The organism is Antarctobacter sediminis, assembly GCF_019218285.1.
Lineage (GTDB): Bacteria > Pseudomonadota > Alphaproteobacteria > Rhodobacterales > Rhodobacteraceae > Antarctobacter > Antarctobacter sediminis.
Map to the genome: position 1 here is coordinate 136,606 of NZ_JAHUZG010000005.1, position 22,468 is coordinate 159,073.

General features: G+C 63.6%; 20 protein-coding genes. 5 read left to right on the forward strand and 15 right to left on the reverse strand.

The features are described from left to right. Positions 1-24: 24 nt before the first annotated feature. From KJP30_RS21170 to KJP30_RS21180, 3 genes are read right to left on the reverse strand one after another with little or no spacing between them, the layout of a single operon-like run. The gene (locus KJP30_RS21170; RefSeq protein ID WP_218451362.1) at positions 25-1,209 is read right to left on the reverse strand and encodes a CaiB/BaiF CoA transferase family protein; all 1,185 of its coding nucleotides are present in this window, start codon (positions 1,207-1,209) and stop codon (positions 25-27) included. Then, the gene (locus tag KJP30_RS21175) at positions 1,206-2,345 is read right to left on the reverse strand and encodes a type 2 periplasmic-binding domain-containing protein (protein ID WP_218451363.1); all 1,140 of its coding nucleotides are present in this window, start codon (positions 2,343-2,345) and stop codon (positions 1,206-1,208) included. The genes KJP30_RS21170 and KJP30_RS21175 overlap by 4 nt, the downstream gene beginning before the upstream one ends. Further along, positions 2,338-2,868 (reverse strand): MaoC family dehydratase, encoded by a 531-nt coding sequence (locus KJP30_RS21180; RefSeq protein ID WP_218451364.1) that lies wholly within the window; start codon positions 2,866-2,868, stop codon positions 2,338-2,340. The genes KJP30_RS21175 and KJP30_RS21180 overlap by 8 nt, the downstream gene beginning before the upstream one ends. 105 nt (positions 2,869-2,973) lie before the next feature. Here KJP30_RS21180 and KJP30_RS21185 point away from each other — a divergent pair, with 105 nt between their 5' ends. Then, a complete protein-coding gene (locus KJP30_RS21185) occupies positions 2,974-3,426 on the forward strand; it encodes a MaoC family dehydratase (RefSeq protein ID WP_218451365.1) in 453 nt (150 codons plus the stop codon). Continuing rightward, positions 3,423-4,487 carry a Gfo/Idh/MocA family protein gene (locus KJP30_RS21190; protein WP_218451366.1) on the forward strand — a complete coding sequence of 355 codons (1,065 nt, stop codon included), beginning with the start codon at positions 3,423-3,425 and terminating at the stop codon, positions 4,485-4,487. Before KJP30_RS21185 ends, KJP30_RS21190 begins: the two co-directional genes overlap by 4 nt. On the opposite strand, the gene KJP30_RS25195 is transcribed toward KJP30_RS21190, so the two are convergent. From KJP30_RS25195 to KJP30_RS21230, 8 genes are all read right to left on the reverse strand, one after another. Then, entirely contained in the window at positions 4,480-5,256 is a 777-nt protein-coding gene (locus tag KJP30_RS25195; protein WP_218451367.1) for an IclR family transcriptional regulator, read from the reverse strand. The two genes, KJP30_RS21190 and KJP30_RS25195, sit on opposite strands and share 8 nt — an antisense overlap. A gap of 168 nt (positions 5,257-5,424) precedes the next feature. Continuing rightward, entirely contained in the window at positions 5,425-8,508 is a 3,084-nt protein-coding gene (locus tag KJP30_RS21200; RefSeq protein WP_218451368.1) for an efflux RND transporter permease subunit, read from the reverse strand. Continuing rightward, a complete protein-coding gene (locus KJP30_RS21205; protein WP_218451369.1) occupies positions 8,501-9,640 on the reverse strand; it encodes an efflux RND transporter periplasmic adaptor subunit in 1,140 nt (379 codons plus the stop codon). The genes KJP30_RS21200 and KJP30_RS21205 overlap by 8 nt, the downstream gene beginning before the upstream one ends. Positions 9,641-9,735: 95 nt before the next feature. Further along, positions 9,736-10,296, reverse strand: a complete 561-nt coding sequence (locus KJP30_RS21210; protein ID WP_218451370.1) for a maleylpyruvate isomerase N-terminal domain-containing protein — start codon at positions 10,294-10,296, stop codon at positions 9,736-9,738. Then, positions 10,293-11,366 carry a cupin domain-containing protein gene (locus KJP30_RS21215; protein ID WP_218451371.1) on the reverse strand — a complete coding sequence of 358 codons (1,074 nt, stop codon included), beginning with the start codon at positions 11,364-11,366 and terminating at the stop codon, positions 10,293-10,295. The genes KJP30_RS21210 and KJP30_RS21215 overlap by 4 nt, the downstream gene beginning before the upstream one ends. Positions 11,367-11,390: 24 nt before the next feature. Beyond that, positions 11,391-12,035 carry a maleylacetoacetate isomerase gene (gene maiA, locus KJP30_RS21220; protein WP_218451372.1) on the reverse strand — a complete coding sequence of 215 codons (645 nt, stop codon included), beginning with the start codon at positions 12,033-12,035 and terminating at the stop codon, positions 11,391-11,393. Continuing rightward, positions 12,032-12,727: a fumarylacetoacetate hydrolase family protein gene (locus KJP30_RS21225; RefSeq protein ID WP_218451373.1), complete on the reverse strand. Its 696-nt coding sequence runs from the start codon at positions 12,725-12,727 to the stop codon at positions 12,032-12,034. Before KJP30_RS21225 ends, maiA begins: the two co-directional genes overlap by 4 nt. A gap of 78 nt (positions 12,728-12,805) precedes the next feature. Then, positions 12,806-13,990 carry a 3-hydroxybenzoate 6-monooxygenase gene (locus tag KJP30_RS21230; RefSeq protein WP_218451374.1) on the reverse strand — a complete coding sequence of 395 codons (1,185 nt, stop codon included), beginning with the start codon at positions 13,988-13,990 and terminating at the stop codon, positions 12,806-12,808. Between the two features lie 228 nt (positions 13,991-14,218). On the opposite strand from KJP30_RS21230, the gene KJP30_RS21235 reads away from it, so the two are divergent. The 3 genes from KJP30_RS21235 to KJP30_RS21245 all read left to right on the forward strand — a co-directional run bounded on the left by KJP30_RS21235 (position 14,219) and on the right by KJP30_RS21245 (position 15,277). After that, a complete protein-coding gene (locus tag KJP30_RS21235) occupies positions 14,219-14,689 on the forward strand; it encodes a MarR family winged helix-turn-helix transcriptional regulator (protein ID WP_246594676.1) in 471 nt (156 codons plus the stop codon). A 157-nt stretch (positions 14,690-14,846) separates the two neighbouring features. After that, a complete protein-coding gene (locus tag KJP30_RS21240; RefSeq protein WP_218451376.1) occupies positions 14,847-15,032 on the forward strand; it encodes a hypothetical protein in 186 nt (61 codons plus the stop codon). A 56-nt stretch (positions 15,033-15,088) separates the two neighbouring features. Further along, positions 15,089-15,277, forward strand: a complete 189-nt coding sequence (locus KJP30_RS21245; protein ID WP_218451377.1) for a hypothetical protein — start codon at positions 15,089-15,091, stop codon at positions 15,275-15,277. Between the two features lie 6 nt (positions 15,278-15,283). Here KJP30_RS21245 and KJP30_RS21250 read toward each other — a convergent pair whose 3' ends face one another. From KJP30_RS21250 to KJP30_RS21265, 4 genes are all read right to left on the reverse strand, one after another. Beyond that, complete coding sequence (locus KJP30_RS21250) at positions 15,284-18,139, reverse strand: trypsin-like peptidase domain-containing protein (RefSeq protein ID WP_218451378.1); 2,856 nt, start codon at positions 18,137-18,139, stop codon at positions 15,284-15,286. A gap of 82 nt (positions 18,140-18,221) precedes the next feature. Next, positions 18,222-19,457, reverse strand: coding sequence for a Tm-1-like ATP-binding domain-containing protein (locus tag KJP30_RS21255; protein ID WP_218451379.1), 1,236 nt, complete (start codon positions 19,455-19,457; stop codon positions 18,222-18,224). Next, entirely contained in the window at positions 19,454-20,941 is a 1,488-nt protein-coding gene (locus KJP30_RS21260) for an aldehyde dehydrogenase (protein ID WP_218451380.1), read from the reverse strand. Before KJP30_RS21260 ends, KJP30_RS21255 begins: the two co-directional genes overlap by 4 nt. A 1-nt stretch (position 20,942) precedes the next feature. After that, positions 20,943-22,466 carry a tripartite tricarboxylate transporter permease gene (locus KJP30_RS21265; RefSeq protein ID WP_218451381.1) on the reverse strand — a complete coding sequence of 508 codons (1,524 nt, stop codon included), beginning with the start codon at positions 22,464-22,466 and terminating at the stop codon, positions 20,943-20,945. Positions 22,467-22,468 lie beyond the last annotated feature (2 nt).

Below are 22,468 nucleotides of genomic sequence, written 5' to 3' on the forward strand. Positions count from 1 at the left end.
TGGTCCTCCCTGGAAAATTGACCGTTATTCTGTCGCATCCTCCGTGCGGTGCCGGTCCAGCACCGCCTGCGTGTCTTGCCCAAGCTCGGGCGCCGCGCGATCCGATTTCAGCGTCGCGCCGTTCATCCGGATCGGCGAGCGCAGCGTCTCCAGCCGGACCGAGCCGTTGCGGATGATCGTCTGTTCCAGATCCAGCAGGCGGTAGGCCTCGGTCTGGCGCAGGTCGGCCCAGTCCAGCACCTCGGAACACCAGATGTCCGCCGGTTGGAGCACCGCCAGCCAGTCGGCGGTGTCGCGGGTCCGCAGTTGTGCCGCAAGGATCGCCTTGATGGTATCGCGGTCGGCCATTGCGGCCTTGGGATCGTCGTACCAGTGGTCCAGTCCCGAAACCTGCAACAGGTCGGCCAGCACCTTCAGCGACGGCGTCATGGCCAGCGCGATAAACCCGTCCCGCGTTTGGTAGACGCCGTAAGGCGCGCCAAGATAGGCATGCGCCCCGTTCACGGCACTGCGCTGCGGCAGGCGATGGCCATCGTTCAAATGGGTCGAAAGCACTTCGAATTGAAAGTCGATCATCGCCTCCAGAAGGCTGGTCTGCACATGCGCCCCCCGCCCGTGGATGCCGCGCCCGACCAGCGCCGCCAGAATGCCCTGCGCCAGCGCGTTGCCCGCCAGCATATCGGCCACCGCAAGCCCCATCGGCATAGGCGCGTGATCGGCGCTGCCGGTCAGCCACAGCAGCCCCGACCGGGCCTGCGCCAACAGATCCTGCCCCGGCAAATCCTTCCACGGTCCTTCCTCGCCGTAGCCGGAAATCGAGCCGTAGATGATGCGCGGATTGATTTCGCGCACCGTCTCATAGCCAAAGCCTTGCCGTTCGATCACACCGGGACGAAAGTTCTGGATCATCACGTCCGCCCCCCGGATCAGAGCCGTCAGTGCGGCGCGGTCCTTGGGGTCACGCAGGTCGGCGGTGATGCTTTCCTTGTTGCGGTTGATCGCGTGAAACAGGGAATTGTCGCCGTCGATATCCGTGTCCGACAAATAGAGATTGCGGCAAAGATCGCCTACGCCGGGGCGTTCGACCTTGATGACACGCGCCCCAAGGTCGGCCAGTTTCAGACCGCAAAGCGGCCCGGACAGGAACTGGCTGAAATCGACAACGACCAGCCCGTCCAGCGGCCTTTCGGATTGCGGCAGCACCTTCATGCCCGGCTCTCGCGATACGCGGCGTCAAGGGCATCCAGCGTTTGCGACGCATCGGTTTCCCCCCGCAGGCAAGCGTGCAGGATGTCCCCGCCCCGGTCCTGAAACCCCATGTAGCCGTCATAGCGCGGCCGGAGCCAAGCGGTGTCCAAGGTCCGCCGCGTGTTGCGAAAGAAATTGCGCGAGGCCGCATTTGTGCGCTCTGCCTCCCAGGCCAGTGCGTTGCCCGGTTGACCGCCTGCATCAAAAAACAGACCTGACTGGCATTCGGCCCCGGCGATCCAAAAGGCATAATCGGCCGCCACGTCGATGTGCCTGCATTGGCTGGAAATCGCGATGCCGGTGCCACCGATCACGGTGCCGCGCGGACCATTTCCACCCACGCCCGGCGCATCGGCAAAAACAATGGGAAAACGGCAATATCCGTCGCGGCTGTAATTCGTATAGTTATAGCCAAAGGGGCAATAGGCGGGTGCATCCGCGGTGCGCCCCATCCATTCCAGCACCCCGATCGGATCCAGTTTCAGGCATCGCGGATCGACCTTGGCGGCCAGTTCGCGCAGCATGTCCAGCACTTGTCGCGCCGCCGTCCGGTCCATCAGGCGGTCCGCTGTCTCGGCCACGGGCATGTCCTGATTCCGGGCCAGCCCGAAAAAGGTCATCAAAGTGTTGATCGGGATCAGCGCCAGCGCCACCTTGCCCTGACCGGCCAGCATCATGACATCGTCCCAGCGGGCCGGAGCCTCTTCGATCAGGTCCGGGCGGAACGAAGCAACCGGCGTGGCCGCGTCGATGGCAAGCCCCCATTGGTGGCCGTCAAATTGGTAAGACGAATGGGACACACCCAAGGATTGAGCGGCCAGCTGTGCCAGATCAGCGTCCCGCCCCAGCGTATCGAGCGCCACAAGATACCCCGCCCCGGCGACCTCGCCCACGTGGGGATGGTCGATCACCATCAGGTCGTAACTGCGCGCCATCTCGGCGATCGGACGGTCGGCAAAAGCCTGAAGCGACCGCTTTTCCCACAGGATTTCTACGCCGGGATGAGCCTTGGCAAATTCCGCCGACGTAGCCAGCATCGGATCGACGCCCCGGCTGTGATCCCATGTCATGCCACGCAGGGTGATCTTGTCAGGCATCCTGCGCCTCCTTCGCCGTGCGATAGAGCGCCGTCATCAGGTGCTCGCAATAAAGCACCAGTTCACCTTTGCCCTTGTAGACCGAATAGCTGACCCGCACCTTGCCCATGCGGTCATCCTTGCGTTCTTTCGCGAGGTTCTCGCGGATCGTGTAGATCGTGTCTCCGATGAAGACCGGCTTGATGAACCGCAGGCGATCATAGCCGTAGGAAAAAGAATTCAGGCAGTTGGTCGCCGCCAATCCCAACCCGTAGGAAAACACCATGGCCCCGGCGACCAGCCGCTTGCCAAAGACGCCCTCCTGCGCGGCGAACTCCTGATCGCTGACATAGGGATGGTGATCCATCACGAGACTGTTGAACAGCATCGACTCGCCTTCCGAGATCGTGCGGCGGATCGAACGGATGCGGTCGCCCACCTCGAAATCCTCGAAAAACCAGTTCTCGGAATTCCAGACGGGGATCTGGGCATGTGCCTCCGGCACCCCCGGCACCCCGCGTGCATGAACCCCGATCTCTGCCATGTTTGCCCTCCTCCGGCTGATGGCCCAAGTCGTAGCATTAGCACTTTTCATATGTAAAGTAGTTTTGTACATATAAAATAAATTGGCCGACCAAGGAAGCAAGCTATGGAAAAAGAACAGTTTTTTCAGGACTACACTCAGGGGGAGCAGCGAAAGACGCTGGCCAGAACGATCACGGAAACGGATTTTGTTGTGCATGCCGGGCACACCGGAGACTTTTTTCCGCACCACATGGATGCCGAATGGTGCGCGACGCAGCCCTTTGGTCAGCGCATCGCGCATGGCACCATGACCTTCGCCATCGGCGTCGGTCTGACCGCCACGCAGATCAATCCGCGGGCCTTCACCTATGGCTATGAAAAGCTGCGCTTTCCTACGCCGGTTCACATCGGCGACACGATCCACACGGTTGTTACAATCGGCGAGATGACACCGGATGCCAAACGCAAGGGCTTTGGCAAGGTGGTCGAGATCACCGAAACCCGAAAGCAGGACGGCAGCACCGTAATGTACTGCGAACACATCCTGATGGTCGAAATGAAGGGGAACACGGCATGATTCGGGACATTTCGCAAAGCTGGCCAGCTCCCAGAGCGCCCCGCCCCATTGTCATCATAGGTGCCGGCGGCATTGTTCGAGACGCCCATTTGCCCGCCTATGCCAAGGCCGGATTGACAGTTTCAGGCGTCACGGATCTGCAAGCCGAGCGCGCCGAAAGCCTTGCCCGCGACTATGGGATCGCCGCGGTACATGGCAGCGTGGCAGAGGTCGTTGCGACCTGTGGGACCGATGTCGTCTATGATATTGCTGTGCCGCCGCAGGCCATCGCCGGGATCCTGGAACAAATGCCCGACGGCGCAGCCACGCTGATCCAGAAACCCATGGGCGCGGACCTGCAACAGGCACGCGCCATCCGTCAGATCTGCCGGGACAAAAAGCTCAAGGCAGCGATCAATTTCCAACTGCGCTATTCACCGATGATGATGGCCGCCCGGCAGGCCATTGCACAGGGGCTGATCGGTGACCTTTTGGAGATCGAGGTTCACCTCAACATCTTCACCCCATGGACCCTTTTCCCCTTTCTCATCCCCATGGACCGGGTCGAGATCGCGGTGCATTCGATCCACTATCTCGACACGATCCGCGCGCTTGCCGGTAATCCGGACGCAGTGTTTGCCCGATCGCTTCGCGACCCGCGCGCCGAAGAATTCGCGCAGACCCGCACCACGGTTATCATGGATTACGGGGACCGGCTGCGCGGTGTGATGTCGATCAACCATAACCACCAGTCCGGGCGGAAATTTCAATCCGCGTGGTTCCGGCTGGAAGGCACCGAAGGCGCGATGATGGTCAAGCTGGGGGTCTGTTTCGACTATCCCAACGGCGAGGCGGACGAATTGTGGTTCTGCCGAAACGGAGGCGACTGGGAGCAAGTGCCGCTGGACGGCAGTTGGTTTATCGAAAGTTTCATGGGGCCGATGCGTAACGTCCAGCGCTTTGCCGCCGGTGAGGACGACCACCTGTTTTCCGGGATCGAGGATGCTTATCAGACCATGGCCTTGGTCGAAGCCTGTTTCGACAGCATGAAAACGCCTGCAACGCCACTGGACCTCAGCTAACCTCCGGCGGTTGCCCTCCCAGCGTCTTGCTCAAGAGGGCCGCCGTCGCCGCCAGTTCGCTTTTACAGGTCTCAAAACTGATCGGTTCGCCATAGCGTTCGATATGGGGAATGGTGAGCGCGGCCACCGCCTGTCCCGAATGGTCGATGATCGGGACCGAGATATTGACCACCCCGCGCACAACAAAACTGTCCCGGACTTCAAGCCCCCCTGCCCGGATTTGGGCCAGCTCCTCAAGGATCTGTTCCGCGCTGCTGTCCTTGGGGATCGGAACCTCTTTCATCAGGCGCCGCACCTCTTCCTTGGGCTGATACGCAAGGATCACCCGCCCCGACGAGGCGCGCCAAAGGTCGATCTGCGCCCCCAGACGCACCGCCATCACGTTGTTGCCCGGTGAATTGGTCTGACCGATCACAAGGACACCGGTGCCGCTGAGGATCGACAGATGCGCCGATTGGTTGATCTTGGCAGACAATTCGCGCATCGGCGGACCCGCCGCCGCCGTCAGACGGCCAACCACCGGAATACGGTGGGCGATTTCAAAGATATATGTGGTCAGGGAATAGCGATCCGACAGCGGATCCTGAGCCACGAACCCACGGTCCTGCAAGACGATCAGCATGCGAAAGATCTCGCCGACGGAACGGCCAAGGCCGCGGGCGATTTCGGATTGGGTCAAGCCGGTTTCCTGCGCCGAAAGCAGTTCGATGATGTCCAGCCCCTTTTCAAGCGCCGGCGCGGAATAGTTCGGATTCGACTTGCTGCTCACTGGTTTGCCCGGATGTCCTCGAATGATCCGCACAAGATTATGTGCGCACCGGCTGAATTTCCATTCCCCCGAGGAAAATCAACGCCACCTGTGACGATAAATGCTCCGAAAAGACGCAAGGGACGCGGATGCGCCCGGCCCCGAGGGGAACCGGGCACGCCCATACCCTCAGGCCGAAACCAGTTCTGCCCGCAACCGGCGGGACGGCGTGCCGGGCACCGGGGCCATAGGCGCCAGCAGGCGATAAAGTACCGGCGTCAGGAACAGGGTAAACACGGTCGCAAAGCCCAGTCCGCCCACCATGACCCAGCCCACCGCGATCCGCGCCTCGGCCCCGGCCCCGCTGGCAATCACAAGTGGCACGCCCCCCAGAACGGTCGAAACCATGGTCATCATCACCGGCCGCAACCGCAGCCGCATCGCCGTTCGGATCGCCTGCGGCACCGCAACGCCCGTTTCGCGCAGCTGGTTGGCAAACTCGACGATCAGAATGCCGTTCTTGGCCATGATACCAATCAGCAAAACCAGCCCGATCTGGCTGTAATAGTTCAGGCTGCCCCCGGTCAGCGCAATGGCCATCAAGGCCGCCCCCAGCCCGAAAGGCACCGCCAGCATGATAACCGCTGCCGAAACAAGGCTTTCGAACTGGGCCGAAAGGACCAGCAAGACCACAAGAAAGGCGATGGCGAAGACCATGTAGGTCCCGGCCTCCGAGCTTTCCAGGCTTGACGCCTCGCCGGTGAAGACCAGGCGCACCTCGTCGTCCAGCACCTCGCGCGCCAGTGATTGCAGCGCCTCGGCGGCCTCGCCCAGATCGACACCCGCAGGCAAGATCGCCCGAATGGCCACCGCACGGTTGCCGCCTTCGCGGCTGACGCGAGACAGACCTGCGACCTGATCCAATTGCGCAACGCTGGACAAAGGCAGGAAACTGCCCGAGGCACTACGTAGCGAAATCCGGTTGAGATCGTTGGGATCATTGATCGGTCGCCCGCCCGGTTCGACCCGGACGGTGATTTCCTCGCCGTCCAGAAAGACCTCCGCCGGCTCAAGACCGCTGGTCATCGCGCTGATGGTGGCGTCGATCTCGGCGGTGGTCAGGCCGTGTTCCCGGGCAAGGTCCGCGTCGATGGTGACCCGGATTTCCGGGACATAGGATTCTTCGCTCAACTGCGGAGCGCCAAAGATCTTGGGCTGCGCCTGCATGGCCGCCACCAGCTTTTCGGCCTCTGCCACCAGCAGATCGGGATCGGTGCCCGTGACCGCAGCGGTCAGGCCCGACCCCGCGCCGCGAATGCCAAGGCTGTTGGGCGACCGGGCAAAGACAGTCAACCCGGTGATCCCGTTCAGACGCGGGGTGAGTTCGGCCATGATCTCTTGCTGGCTGCGGTCCCTTTCGGCCCAGTCGGCCAGACGAACGATCACGAAGGCCGAGGTGCCTCCGCCAAAGCCGACGATGGATTGCACAGCCGCGACTTCGCCGCTGTCGACATAGGGCGCGACCAGCGCCTCGATCTTCTGCACTTGTTGATCGGTAAAGCTTGACGATGCCCCCGAAGGCGCGCGGGCGGCGATCATGAAAGCACCCCGATCCTCGTTCGGTGTCAGAGAGGTGCTGAGCGATCCGTAAATCGCAAAGGAAAACAGTCCGAAACTGATCGCCAGCGCCAGCACAAGCACCGGAAAGGCCAGCGCCCGGTCGACCAGCCACAACAAGCCGCGTGCCGCCCAGCCCGGGCGCGGCTCCCCTGCCGGGGGCGGGGTCGTGCCGGACTTGCCCGGATCCAGCGTGGCCGCCAGCATCGGAACCAATGTCAGGGCGACGAAAGATGACACCAAAACGCAAAACGCCAGAACAAAGCCGAATTCCAGAAAGATGCCCCCGGCCTGCCCCGGCAGGAATGAAATCGGAATAAAGACCGCAGCAAGGGTGGCCGTGGTCGAAATCACGGCAAAGAACACTTCGTTCGCGCCCTCTGCGGCGGCGGCAAACCGGCCCAGCCCCTCTTGGCGTTTGCGGACGACGTTTTCCACGACGACGATGGCATCATCCACCACCATGCCCGTCGCCAGAACAAGGGCCAGCAAGGTGATGGTGTTGACCGAAAAACCTGCCAGCCAGATTGCCGCCAGCGTGCCGATCAGGGCAACCGGGATCGTCAGTGCCGGGATCAAGGTCGCCCGCCACGACCGCAGAAAGGCATAAAGAACAAGGACGACGATCACGACCGCCAGCAGGATCGAGGTCAGCACCTCCTGCAATGCCCGTTCGACATAGACGCCGTCGTCGGCGGTAATGACCAGCTGCACCCCCTCTGGCAGTTCCTTTTGCAGTTCGGCCACGGCATCGCGAACCTCTTGGCTGATGCTCAGCGTATTGGCCACGGATTGCCGGATGATATTTACCGACACGGCCGTTTCGCCGTTCACACGGGAAAACACGGTCCGGTCGACCGCTGTCAGTTGAACCAGCGCAACGTCGCCCAACCGGGTGTACTGGTCGATACGCAGCCCCGCGATGTCCTCGACCAGCACATCCTCGGTCGATAGTTTCAGGGTCAGTTGCTGGTCGTTGCTTTCCAGCGTGCCCAGCGCGGCGCTGCTGTCCAGTGTGGCCAGCGCCTGTGACACATCCTGTATCGTCAACCCGCGCCCGGTCAGCGCGGTCATATTGACCCGTACGAGGTATTCATTCACCTGCGCCCCGGCGACTTCCAGCGAAGCGATACCATCGATACGTTCCAGCCGGTCCGTAATGCGCCCCTCGGCAAGGATCGACAGATCCTCAAGACTGGCCGCGCCGAACAGCGCCAACCGGATGATCGGATCGGCGTCGGAGTCATTCTTGCTGACCTCCGGATCGACGTCTTCGGGCAGATCCCGGCCAAGGCCCGACACGATTTCGCGCGCTTCGTTCGCGGCGGTGTTGATGTCGACGGAAGACGACAGTTCCAGCGTGATCCGAGAACTGCCGAAACTCGACTGAGAGGAGATCGCCACCACGCCTTCCAGCGCGCTCAAGGCATCTTCCAGAACGGCTGTCACCTCGGCATCGACGGTTTCGGGCGCGGCATTGTCGAAACTGCTGCGCACGGAGAGCACCGGCTGATCCACATCCGGCATCTCGCGGATGTCAACGCCAAGAAGGGCCGCCGCACCAGCGATAATGATAAGGAGGTTCAGCACCACGGCAAGAACCGGCCGGGCGACGAACAGGCCCGAAAGACCCGATGTGCGTCTGAACTCAGTCATTGTCCGCGCCCTCCGACCGGGCTGGACGCGCCTGTGCCGTCTGCACCTGACCGCCTTCGCGCACCTTCTGCACCCCCTCGACAACGATCCGGTCGCCGTCGCCCAGTTCCCCGCGGACCCAGACACGATCATCCAGCCGATGCCGGATTGTCACCGGCACACGCCTTGCGCCACCGTCCTCGACAACAAAGACCGAAGCCCCTTCGCGGCTCCATGCAATCGACAAGGCCGGGACCGCGGGCAGCGGCGGCTGCTCCTGCGCCAGAACCACATTGGCGATCATGCCGTGACGAAGCCCCGAAATGTCGCCTTGCAGGCGGGCCTCGACATCGATCAGGCGCGTGTCGGGATCAATTTCCGTGTCGATGGCCGAAACCGTGGCTGCAAAGGCCTGCCCGATACGGGAAGGCAGATAGACATCCACCGCAAGACCCGGCTCAAGGATCGCCACCGCGCTTTCCGGCAGGGCAAAGCCAACCTTCAGCGCGTCCAGCTTGCTGACCGTCGCGATCTCGATCCCGGTTGACAGGTAGTCGCCCTTGTTGGCTTTGATCAGGCCCACAGCGCCGGTGATCGGCGATTTGACAACGCGCTGGTCCAGCTCGAACTCGGCGATTTCAACGGCCACCTCGGCCAGTTTCACCGCGGTCTGCGCCTCTTTGACCTGAACCGACGTGACCGCCACGGACCCGGAGGCGCTGAGTTGCTGCAATCGGTCCAGCGTATCGGCGGCTTCGGCCAGCTGGGCGCGGGCGGTCGCAAGGTCCAGCTCTTGCGCCCTCTGATCCAGCCGCAACATCGGTTGCCCTGCCGTGACCTGATCGCCCGGCGCGACCAGAACCTCGTCCACGCGCCCGCTTGCCTCCGAGACGATGGCAACGCGCGATACCGCCTCGACCGTGCCCACGGCCTCGAACACAAGCGAGTAGGGTTCGGCCTTCACGGTTTCCAGCGTGACGGTGGCCGAACGGCTGCCGCGTCCCGGAGCCCCGCTGGTGGCAGGGGCCGGTCCCGTTGTGACCGACGCCGCCCCTTCGCCGACAATGGCAGGCAAGAGGCTGTCGCCAAAAATCCAGTAGGTGGCCGAGGCAAGGACAGCCAAGGCCACCAATAGTTCCGTAATCCGTTTCATAATCGCGCGCGTCCCGGTCCCGTGTCACATTGGTGTCCGGGTGATACGCAGCATCTCAGGCGTTCCGTCGCGCCTTCACGAAAAGGTGTGGTTCTCTAGGCCCTCAGCGCCTCGGGCAGATCAAGGATACGTCCGCCGTTGCCCAGATCGACAGCCGCTTGCCAGACTACGCGCGCCCGCATCAGCGGAGTGTCTCGCAACGTGACCGATTCATCGGGGGTCAGCGCGACGTCCCAAGCCGCGTCGCTCAGATCACGCCATTCCACGTCCAGATGCACTGCCGCATGGTGGATCAGACTGCGCAACGCCCGCGCGGGCAATGTCGCGCCCAGTGCGATCTCTGCCTCGGTCGCGCCGCCCAGAGCGTCCAGTTTCACCGGCTTGCCCGAATGCGCCGCCGCCAGACATTCGGCCATGGCCCGCGCATGATATCCGGTCTCGGCAATCAACGCCGCACGCGACATGCCCGGCCGCAAGCTTGGCCCCGTCAGGTCAGCGTCGGGCAATTCCGTCAGCTTGCGGGCGAAATAGGCCGTACCGCGACGGGCCAGCAACAGCGCCTCCGCCGGAGCCGAGGGCGCGTCATAGCGCGCCCCTGCCCCTTGCCGAGCACGCAGGGCCTCCCGCGCGGCGGCCTCTTGTTCGGTCAGGTTCATTGCCCGTCGACCATGGTCCGCATGAAATTCAGCCGCTCCATGATTGGTGCGTCCGAAAAGCGGAACAGGTCGAATTGCGTTTCCGCCTGCAAGGACCAAGGCACCCAAGACGGGATCACGAACATGTCGCCTTTCTCAAGCTTGTGCGTCTCGCCCCCCATGACCGCAGCACCGCGCCCCTCAAAGACTTGGAACACGGTGGAGCCGACCTCGCGCCGTTCGGGCGTTTCGGCCCCGGCCCGCAAGCGATGGAATTCGCAGCGGATCGTCGGCATCACGTCGCCGCCCGTAGTCGGGTTCACATAGCGGATCGCCGCGTGGCCCTGTTCGACAGTGGCAGGGTTGCCTTCATCTTCCAGCAGCAACTGCTGGGTCAGCGCCTGGTCGGTGAACTCCCACCGATAGGCCCCGATGGGCGAGGACACGGTATCCTGCAACTGCGACAGCGGGCGCAGTCCCGGATGGCACCACAGGCGTTCCCCCTGCGAGTAGTTGGGCGTGGCATTGTCGGTCACGCGCTCGGCCCCGAACTCGAAGAACCCAACGTCCATCTGTTGGCTGAACGGAATGTCCAGCCCGTCGATCCAGGCCATCGGCTCGGTCGCAACGTTGTGGTGGCCGTGGAAATTCCAGCCCGGCGTCAGCAGCAGGTCGCCGCGCGACATGCGCACCGGGTCGCCGTTCACCACGGTCCAGACCCCCTCGCCTTCGACCACAAAGCGGAAGGCATTTTGCGAATGGCGGTGTTCCGGCGCGTTCTCACCGGGGCACAGGTACTGGATCGCGCACCAGAGCGTCGGGCTGACATAGGCGCGGCCACCAAGACCCGGATTGGCCAGCCCGATGGCGCGACGCTCGCCGCCCCGGCCCACCGGCACCAACTCGCCCGACCGTTCCGCCAGAGGCAGCAGATCCGCCCAACGCCAGACATGCGGCACCGCCTTGGGCCTGGGGTGAAGGGGCATCAGGTCGCCGGTCTGCGTCCAGAGCGGGTTCAAGTGGTTGTCTTCGAACCCCTTGTACAACTCGCGCAGTTCCGGCGTGTCCTCCGGTTGCATTGCGTTGTCCATTTCTCTCCTCCTTGGAAATACCGGTCAGGCCGCGTCGGGCTGGTTGGGCGGGGCCGCGTTGCGGAAGGCAGGCAGCGCATCCAGCGCCTCGAAGATGCGCGCGATGGTCGGCCAGTCTTCGACCGGCACCTCGAACCGCTTGTTGTTCCAGACCTGCGCGTAAAGGCAAAGGTCGGCCAACCCCGGCGTATCGCCATGGCAATAGGTGCCGGTGGCCGGATCCTGCAACGCCTGTTCCAGCGCGTCAAAGGTCGTGCGCACCCAATGGGTGAACCAAGCCCTCTGCCACTCTTCATCGGCACCGAACTGGTCGCGGAGCCGGAACAGCACCCGCAGGTTGTTCAGCGGGTGGATCTCGCAGGCGATCATATAGGCCAGCCCGCGCACCCGCGCCCGCCCCAGCGGATCGGCGGGCAACAGCGCGGGGTCTGGGTGGGTCTCCTCCAGCCATTCGATGATCGCCAGCGACTGGATCAGAGTCGTGCCGTCTTCCAATTCCAGCGAGGGCACCAGCCCTTGCGGGTTCTTTGCCAGATAGTCCGGCGTCCGCGTCTCGCCATTGCGCAGGACATAGGCCACATAGTCGTAATCCAACCCCTTGAGGTTCAACGCGGCACGCAGCCGGGTCGAGGTCGAGGAGCGAAAGAAATTGTGCAGTTTCAGGCTCATGCGCGCGACCCGATGATCGTGGTGCAGGTGCCCAGCCCTTCGATTTCGACCACGCAGGTATCCCCCTCTTGCAGCGGGCCAACACCGGCAGGCGTGCCGGTCATGATGATATCGCCGGGCTTCAGCTCGAAAGAGTGCGACAGGATCGAGATCATCTCGGGCACCGACCAGATCAGCTCGGCCAGATCCGCATCCTGCTTGACCTCACCGTTCACCATCAGCTTGATCGAACCCTTGGACGGATGCCCCACCTTGGCGACCGGATGCACCGGCGCGATGGGTGCCGACCGGTCAAAACCCTTGCCCAGATCCCAGGGGCGGCCCTGTTCGCGGGCCTTCAGCTGCAGGTCGCGGCGCGTCAGGTCATTGCCCACGGCATAACCCCAGACATGGTCCAGCGCCTTTTCCTCGGGGATGTCCACGCCACCGGTGCCGATCACCGCCACCAGCTCGGCCTCGTAGTGGAAATTCTCGGTCTGCGGCGGATAGGGCACCGTCGCGCCGTCCTCGACCACTGCATCGGCGGGCTTGAGGAAAAAGAACGGCGGATCACGGTCCGGGTCCTTACCCATCTCGCGGGCATGGGCGGCATAGTTGCGCCCGATGCAAAAGATGCGCCGCACCGGGATGCGGTCGTCACTTCCGGCGACGGCAACGGTAGGTGCTGGTTGAGGGGCGAATACAAGTGCCATGTGTCTTTTCCTTGCGTCAGACAGGCGCGCGACCTGCTGCTTCTTCTTGGTAAAAATACTCTAAAACCGCGCGGCGGTTCAGCTTTCGAGCCCGTTCGAGCCGTAGAGCCAGTTCAGCTGATTGTACCAATCCTCGGCGCTCATCGACCGCATCACGCTATTGCGCACGGCGGCCTTTGCGTCGTCGGGGTGGTAGATGTACTCTCCGATCAGGCGAGAGTTCATTTGCACGCGGGCCGTGCGGACGCGGCGCATGTCCTGATAGCGCTGAAGCATCGTCTCGACGTCTGCGCCTGCCTGTTCGACGCAATGTGACAGCGCCACGGCGTCTTCCATCGCCATGCAGGCGCCCTGCGCAAAGTATTGCAGCATCGGATGCGCCGCATCCCCCAAAAGCGCTACGCGCCCGTCGACCCAGTTGGAAATCGGGTCGCGGTCACAAAGCACCCAAAGTTTCCAGTTGTCGCCATGTTCGATGACCTGCCGTGCCTTGGGGTGGATATGTTCGAACCCCTGCGCCACTTCTTCCTTGCTGACAGGCTTTCCGGCAATCGCCTCCTGCACGTCGCGGTGATAGGTGACGACGAGGTTGAATACCGATCCGCCTTTCAGCGGGTAGTGCACGATATGGCATTTGGGCCCGGCCCAAAGCGTCGCCGCGTTCCAACGCAGATCCTCGGGCATCTGGTCCGTGGGGATGACCGAACGATAGGTCGTGTGCCCGGAAATCCGCGGCTCGCCATCGCCGATCATCTGCGCCCGGATCGGCGACCGCAACCCCTCGGCCCCGATCAGGAAACGCCCCTTAATCGGGTCGCGCCCGTCCAGCAGCAGCGAAACGCTTGTGCCGTCCTGTTCATAGCCCAGCACCTTGTGATCGGTACGCAGGTCGATCAGAGGGCTGTCCTCACAATATTTCAGCAGGACGCCATGCAGGTCGGCACGATGCACCACCGCGTAGGGATTGCCGTAGAACTTGCGAAACGGCTCATCCAGCGGGATCGAGGTAATGTCCTCGGCGGTTTGCGCATCCATCAGGCGCAGCTTGTCGATGTAGACGGCCTTGGACCGCGCCTCGTCGCCCACGCCAAGATAATCAAAACAGTGAAAGGCATTCGGGCCGATCTGGATACCGGCCCCGATTTCCCCCAGTTGCGCCGCCTGTTCGACAACGATGCTGCGTTGCCCCTTGCGCGCCAGCCCGCAGGCCGCCGCAAGACCGCCGATTCCGCCGCCTGCGATGATGATGGGCAAATCGCTCATGGCTTGGTTCCTCTCTCCTCCGCCGCGGTCGCCTGTCCGGTCGCACCGCCCCCTTTGGGCCTGCCAGCCGGACAACTGTTATTACACAGCCCGGGTCGCGCCCCTCTCCCCTGCTGCCTGACGGGCAGTCATTTAATATGTAGACATATGATTTGCACACACATGATTGCCCGTCAAGAAAAAGATGCGTACACTTACCAAAACGAAAAATTTCAGCAGGCCCGACTTTTGGCACATCCCAACGAAATCACGCTCGCACAACACGCGGACAATGCAGATGCGTCTGACCTCGAAAACCTGGCAGGCCATCTGATCCGCAGGCTGCATCAGTCCGCGACCAGCGTGTTTCATACCCGGATCCGCGAAACCGGGCTGGATCTCACCCCGGTCCAGTTCGCCGCAATGCGGGAACTGCGTGCCGCGCCCGGGCAGGACCAGGCAGGGATCGCCGCGCGGATCGCCTATGACCGCGCCACCATCGGGGGCGTGATCGAACGGCTGGAGCAAAAGGGCTGGGTGACACGGTCAGTCAGCCCGCGTGACAGGCGCGCCCGCGTGGTGGCGCTGACCAGACAAGGTCAGCAGGTTCTTGACCGCGCCATGCCTGTCATCCGGGCCTTGCAGGCCGAAATTTTGCCGGGGTTGAGCGCCGAGGAAACGGCGTTGTTTCTGCATCTGGCCCGCAAGGCCTCCGGCTGAGGCACGTTCCGGAATCCCGGACTGGGGGTCGGCCCAGCGCAATGATATGTCTTGAGAATATTTTCGCCCAGCCACCCCGGGCTCCCCGCCAATTAACGGCTCGTTAAGAGGAAAGTGTCATTTTGATGGAAAAAATCGAGCGGTAAGGAAGCAAAAAATGTACCCAGAGGAACTGATCGAACGCGCTGTAGAATCCGCCACGCAATGCGAGGCGCAAGGCTTTTACGAAACAGCGAAATCCCTGCGTGCGCTTGCACAGGACATGCGCGCCTCTGCCCTGCCGACGGCGGGGTTCCACGGGTTTGCCGAACCGGCAGCACCCGCGCCTTTCATCCGGTCTTAACCCGGTGTTTACACGGTAAGCCCATAGCTGGCACGGGCGAGCCACGGGGGGCACGGATGGACGACTTATACGACGAAGTGATGGCCTTGTTGCACGACACCGGGGCCTTTGCCGAATGGCAACAGGATGCCGGCGTTGCGCGCAGCGTCGACGCTGTGCGCAACGCCGCGCACAAGGAAATACCACCCCTTGCGATGGCCCAGTTTCTGCGCAAGCGTTCAACCGATCCGATGCCCAGCACCTGACGACGCTCAGCTTTCTTCGGCTGCCGCAAACAGTTCCAACGCCTTGCGGCTGCCGCGCCCGATGTCACCGTCGATCGCACCGGAATAGAACTCCTGCGCTTTCAACTGACGCTGCATTTCCTTTCGGAATTCAAGGTCAAAGGCCATGGCGCGGCCGTCGACCAGCAAGAGCCGCGCGTCCTCGTCCCCCGCCCGCAGACGCGCCAGCAGGGTCTTGACCTGTTCATCCAGCGGCAAATCCGCAGGCGCGAAATCAGGCAACCCGTCACGCAGAACCTGCGCCGCGGGAAGAAAGCTGCCATCGGGAAGACGAACGACCACGCGCTCCAGCAAAGCAGGGTCGGAAAGGAACAGTGTCGCATCGACCTGCGCCACCGTCCCGTCCGGCCAGTTTGCCAAGCGCGCCTTGACTTGCCCGTTGATCATGTCCCACAGCACGGCACCGCCGGGCGCAAGGCCCGCCGCAATCCGCAGCCCGTCCGGTGCAAAGGCAAGGGCGCGCACCTCTGCCCCGCCGGTGGGCAACCGCCACAGAAACCGCCCCACCGACAGATCCCATAGCAGGACATCCGGCGAACCATGCTGCGCCACGGCGGCAAAGCGTCCGTCGTGGCTGATCGCCATGGCGCTGGGGGCGGTCTCGATACCGCCAAACCGGCGGAGCAACGTCCCATCCTCAGCGTTCCAGACGGCCAACACCCAGGCAGCGCTGGCCCCTTTGGTGTAGGCCACCCCGACCACCTCTGCCTCTGGTCCGCGAAAGGCTATTGGACCAATGGTCGAAAATGGCAACTGTAGCTGGACCACCCCCGCGCCGCTTTCCATTTCTGACAGCGTGACCGCTGCCTCTGCGCCATTGCGCGCGACCGCCAAAAGCTTGGCATCGCGGGAAAAGGCGGCGAAATCTCCCGGCAAGGCGCGGACCACCTGCCCGGTCGCCGCTTCCAGAATGGACACCTTTCCAGCAGCATCGGTCCGGACAAGGAAACGGCCATCATCGCTGTAGCTCAGCGCGCGCGGATCCGCCGCCCCGGACAAGCTGCGCGGCAGATTTTCGAAATCATCAACCAGTAGGGCACCGGCCATTGCCTGCGACGCAAGCCCGGAGCCCGATGGCGACCACGCCAGAACCTGCGGGACCGCCCCGTCGGCGCGGGTAAATGTGACAAACCCCTCTTGCCAGGCCCAGACTTGAAGAGGCACCCCGGCACCGCTGATCGCCAGCCGCGTGCTGTCCGGGCTAAAGGCCAAAGCCCTCGCCTCATCCGGTTGCCGGGGCAAAAAGCCTATCCGGTCGCCACTTTGCGGATCGAACCGCGCCAGCCCCGGCGCGTCACCCGTCACATGCCCCGGCACCGGCACGCCCTCGGGCGCGGGGACCGCATGATCCAAGCCCCCGTCAGGCGCACCAACCGAGGACAACACGCCATCCAGACCGTCGCCCCCCTGCACAAACTTGCCGGTTTCAAACTCAAGCTGAGAAAGGCGAACAGGATCGCCACTTGCCAACACAAGGCCGGCGCCATCCACGGTATAGGTCAGCGCGGAAACCGGGCCTGTGGGCAGGTCGATCCGGTTGACCTGCTCCAGTGCGGGCACCTCCAAAACCTCGACCCATCGCGCCTGACCGTCGTGCCGGGCCAGCGCCAGTGTCGCCCCGTCGGTCGACAGGGCCAAGGCCTCGATCCCGAGGGGCAGGAATTTTCGGGCCAGCAAGGTACCATCCGCTGACCGCCAGAGAGAAAGGACCGTAAACCGCGCCTCCAGCCGTGTCAGGCTGGCGGCCAGACCGGCCCCGGAAACCGCCGTCTTGGCATCCGGCCCGGAAAGATCGCCCAATGGCCCCGTAACCAGCTCCACACCGGTGCCCGGCGGCAGATAAGGCAAGGCAACCCCGTAAACCGCAGGGCCGTCGCCATGGACGCCAACGGGAAAGGCCACTGTTGGCGCTTCTGCGTCCGGATCCGGCGGCATGTCCGCCTCCCCTTCCTTGGCCGGGGCCAATTCAGGTACAACGCCGCTTTCGGCCAGTTCTACGGTCTGTGGCGCTGGTGCCGCGTCCCACTGCGCGGGAAACACCACGCCGCGCCCCTTTGGCTGGTGCTTCAGGTGCAGGCCGATCAGGTGCCCCTTGTCGTCGAGGATGGGGGCACCGGCCATGCCCGGCAAAGTGGCGCAACCGTGCAGAATCTGCCCGTCCTGCGTCACCGCTTCGCGGAGCGTGCAGCCGCGTCGCAGCACCTGCTTGGCCGCGCCCAGCGGATGCCCCACAAGGGTCAGCGGCGCCCCCTTGGGCGGCGCGGTTTCGGCCCGAACCAGCGGTGCCACCGTCAGGTCCGTATCCATCTTTACGCTCAGGACCGCATAGCCCAACTCCCTATCCGCCGCGACCGGCACGATCGACAGGGCGTGGCGTTGCCCAAGGTTACCATCCACCAGCGCGTCGAAATCCGTGACAAAGACCGCACGCAGCACCGCCGTCGCGCCCTTGGCCGAAAGGTTCGGATCGGCCAGCACACCGGGCAGACAGCGATAGGCCGTCAGAACCAGACCTTGGCCGATCAGGCTGCCCGTGCAGGCGACAACGACCGGGCCATTCGGTGTTTGCAGTTCGACCCGGATCTGCCCCACGGCGCGACCTGCCCGGCGGATCGCGGTCGGCGCGGTATATCTCAGGATACTGCGGGATCCGGTGGCCTTGATCCGGTCCAATGCAATTGCGGCGGCAGCTTCGCTTGCCGCCATTTCCATCCGGTCAAAAGCCCCTGCCTCGAATAGCGGCAGGCCCTGCGCCCGGGCCAGCGGGGTCAGCCCCACGGCCATGACAAGCCCCAAGACCAGACGGCATCGGACCTGCGCCATGGTCGACCCCCTCTCAAAGTATTGAAACAATCGCTCTGATCATGAGCCTAGAGCAAAGCCCCGCGCCGGTCGACCCACCGCTTCAGGTTGTGCGCAGCAACCCCTTCCCTTGCCAGCGGTCGAACACCTCCAGCGCGGCCTCGGCGAATTCCGGGTCGTTGATATGGGCGTCCAGTTCCACCAGCGTCACGTTCTCCGGGCAGCAGGCCCGCATCTCGGCAACAAAGGCGGCCTGTGCCTCGGGATCGCAAAGCGGACCGCCCGGCCGGTCCCATTCGTTCCCCCCCTTCAGCGGCAACAGGAACACCGTCGGTGCCTTGGCCCGGGCCAGTTTGGCGCAAAGCTCGCGTGCCATTTCGCGGCGCTGATCGCCGGTCATCATGACCGAGGACAGCAACCGGTTATGGGCATGCACATCCTGGCCGTCCAGCTTGGGCGGCACCCCCTGCCAGCCGACAAAATCGACCAGATCGTAACAACCGATCGACAGGATCTGAGGCGTGCCGCTCTGGCCCGCGTTGGTCATCCGGTCAGCCCCCGCGCTGATGGTCGACCCCATCAGGTGATTGCCCACCTCCTGCGGCGCGAAATCCATCACAGCGGCAAAAGCCCCTTCGGCGGCAAGGCTTTCGAAGGCGCGCCCGCCCATGCCCGTGGCGTGAAACACCGCCACCTCGAAGCCGCGTTCCTCCAACGCCGGTTTCAGCACCACCATGTAGCGCAGAACTGTTTTGCCAAAGCTGGTCATGCCGATCAGCGGGCGCGTCCGGTCGGACCGTTCCACCGCTCGCGCCGCGCCCAGCACGGCCCCCGCCGCCTGACTGAGAGACGCCTTGCAGACCGAGTTCAACCCGTAAAGGCCACCCGCCCACAGGATCATCTGAACATCGGCCGCCAACCGCTCGGGCGGGATCAGCGGCGAGAAGGACACCGTCGAGACGATGTATTTCGGCACCCCCAGCGGCAGCGCCGAACAAACGTCCAGCGCAAGGTCGGTGCCCATGGTTCCGCCCAGCACGATCACCCCGTCGATGCAGCCCTCGGCCTGCAACCGCGCCGCCAGCAAAGCGGCCCCCTTGGCCATGATCTGCATGGCGCAGTTTTCGTCCCCACCCTCGATGGCAGCGCGGATGCTGCTGCCACCTGCCTCGGCCACCTCATGTTTCGAAACATCGCAAGGCGTCGAAGGATCGCCCAGCACGCTGACATCCATCGTCAACACGCCACCACCCTGCCCCCGGATCACCTCGGCCAGATAGGTCAGTTCGTCGTCCTTTGTGTCATAGGTGCCGACGATCAGGATGGTCCGGTCGCTCATAGCTTGATCCACGCGGTCTTGAGGTCGAGGTACTTGTCGAAGGCATGCAGGGACTTGTCATGCCCGTTGCCGGATTGTTTCACACCGCCCAGCGGCACGGTCATGTCCGATCCGCCATAGGTGTTCACATGTACCACGCCCGCCCGGACCTGCCGGATCATGCGATGCGCCCGGCCAAGGTTCGAGGTCCAGACCGCCGCCGCCAGCCCGTAATCGGTGCCATTGGCGATGGCCACGGCCTCTTCCTCGGTGTCGAAGGGGATCACCGCCAGCACCGGGCCAAAGACCTCTTCGCGTGCCAAGCGGTCGGTCGGCTCGACCCCGGTGACGATGGTCGGCTGCATGAAATAGCCGCCGGTCTCTTCCAGCATCCGCGCCCCGCCGGTGACGATCTTGCGCCCCGCGGCGCGGGCCTCTTCGACAAAGCCAAGGTTCTGTTTCAACTGCCGCAGGCTGTTGACCGCGCCCGCCGCCGTCGCCGGGTCCAGCGGATCGCCGACCTTCATGCCTGCGGTGAACTCGGCCAAACGGGCGACAAAATCATCGTGGATGGATCTTTCGACCAACAGGCGCGACCCCGCGACACAGACCTGCCCGGCATTGCGAAAGATGCCGTTGGCAGACACCTTGACCGCCTCACCCAGATCCGGCGCATCTGCAAAGACGATGTTGGGGGATTTCCCGCCAAGCTCCAGGTAGACCCGTTTCAGGTTCGACCGGGCCGAGGCCTCCAACAGGCGCCGCCCGGTGGGACCAGAGCCGGTAAAGACCAGCACATCCACATCCATCGACTCGGCGATGGCCGCGCCGACCACCGCACCTTCGCCCGTCACCACGTTCAGAACGCCTGCGGGCAGACCTGCCTCCATCGCCAGTTCGGCAATGCGCAACAGGGAAAGCGACGCGGTTTCCGCCGGTTTCAGAACCACGGAACAGCCCGCCGCCAAGGCCGGGCCCAGCTTCCATGCGCCGATCATCAGCGGAAAGTTCCACGGCACGATGGCGCCCACCACGCCCACGGGTTCGCGGTGGACAAGGCCCAGCGCACCGGGCGCCGTCGGGGCGATTTCGCCGTACAGCTTGTCGATCGCCTCGGCGTAATAGCGGATGGTCTGCGCTGCCGACATGGGCTCTGCCTTCAGCGCCATGCCGATTTCGGTGCCATTGTCGCGCACACCCAGCACCGCAAGCTCCAGCGCGTTTTGCTCGATCAGCGCAGCCCATTTCAACATGACCGCCTTGCGCGCCGCCGGGGCCAGCCCGGTCCAGCGCCCGTCGTCAAAGGACCGCCGCGCCGCCGCCACGGCAGCTTCGGCATCGGCCTGTGTGCCCCGCGCCATCATGGTCAGCCGTCGTCCGTCAAGTGGCGAGATCACCTCCATCTCACCCCCGTCCGAGGCCGGCACAAAGGCCCCGTCGATCAGGTGGCGGGCGGGAGGCACATCGGCGTGGCGCAGCTCTTCAATCCGGGACAGGTCCAGCATCTCAGTTCCCTTGCGTGTCGTGCATGTCGTGATCGTGTTCGAATTCCTTCAGCCCCGCCCGGCGCTCCCGGATCACCCCCCAGATGTGCAGGACCACCAGGGCAAGGATCGCGCAGGCGATGAAGGCGGCGATGGGCCGATCGACGAAATCCAGCGGCGTCTTGACCCGCGCCATGGCGCTGCGCAGCTTGACCTCCATGATGCCGCCCAGAACCATGCCAAGGATGATCGGCACCACCGGCAGGTTCTGCCGCTTCAGGATCAGCCCGAACAGGCCAAAGCCCGCGGCAATCGCGCAATCGGTCATCGAATTGCGCAGACTGTAGACGCCCACAAAGCTGAGGATCAGGATCGACAGGCCAAGGAACCGTGTCGGGATGCGGATAATCCGAAGCAGCAGGTTCGATGAGAAGCACATAAAGACGACGACGATCACGTTCAGCAGGATCATCGCAATATACAGCGCATAGACGAAATCCAGCTGGTTCTGGAACAACCCCGGCCCGGGCGTCACGTTGTGCACATAGAACACCGACAGCATCATGGCCGTCAGCGCCTCACCCGGGATGCCCAGCGCCAGCAGCGGGATCATCGCGGCGGCGGGCACGGCGTTGTTGGCCGCCTCAGAGGCCACCAGCCCCTCGGGGGATCCCTTGCCAAAGGCCTCCGGGGCCTTCGACGTCTTCTGCGCGTAGGTATAGCTGAGGAATTGCGCCGTGAACTCGCCCACGCCGGGGATCATACCCATCAGCACGCCAAAGCCCGAACCGACCGCCGCCAGCCTCTTGAAGCGAAAGACCTCGCCAATGGCGCGGAACATCGACCCTTTGATCGGCTGCGCGTCCGGCGCGCTGTCCTCTCCGCTGAGCAGTTGAAACGCCTGCGACAGGGCAAACAGCCCCAGCACCACGACGATCAGGTCAAAACCGCCGACCAGCCAGTCCTGCCCGAAAGTGTAGCGCTGGGTGTATTTTACCGGCTCCAGCCCGACAGTGCCCAGAAAGATGCCAAGGGCGGCCAGCATCCCGGCGGCAAAGGTCTGCCCCCGGTGGGCAAGGATCACGAGAACGATGCCCAGAAGCGCCGCGAGGAAAATCTCGCGCGAGCCGAACATGGGCGCAATCTTGGCCAACAGCGGCGCAAACAGGATCAGCGCAAGGATCGACAGGATGCCCGATACGAAAGACGCGCCATAGGCCAGTCCCAGCGCCCGCAGCGCCTCGCCTCTTTGGGTCATCGGGTGCCCGTCATAGGTGGTCAGCGCATTGACCGCCGTGCCGGGTGTATTGATCAGGATCGCGGGCAGCGCGCCGCCAAACATCGAAGACCCATAGATGCCCAGCAGCATGACCAGCCCCACCAGCGGGTCCAGCGCAAAGGTCGCGGGCAAGAGGATCGCAATGGCAACCGGCGGTCCGACACCGGGGATTGCCCCGATGATCACCCCCCCGATGGAGCCGATCAACAAGGCCAGCGCCACGTCGAACCGCGCCAGCATTTCCAGTCCGGACAACAAGGCGTCCATGC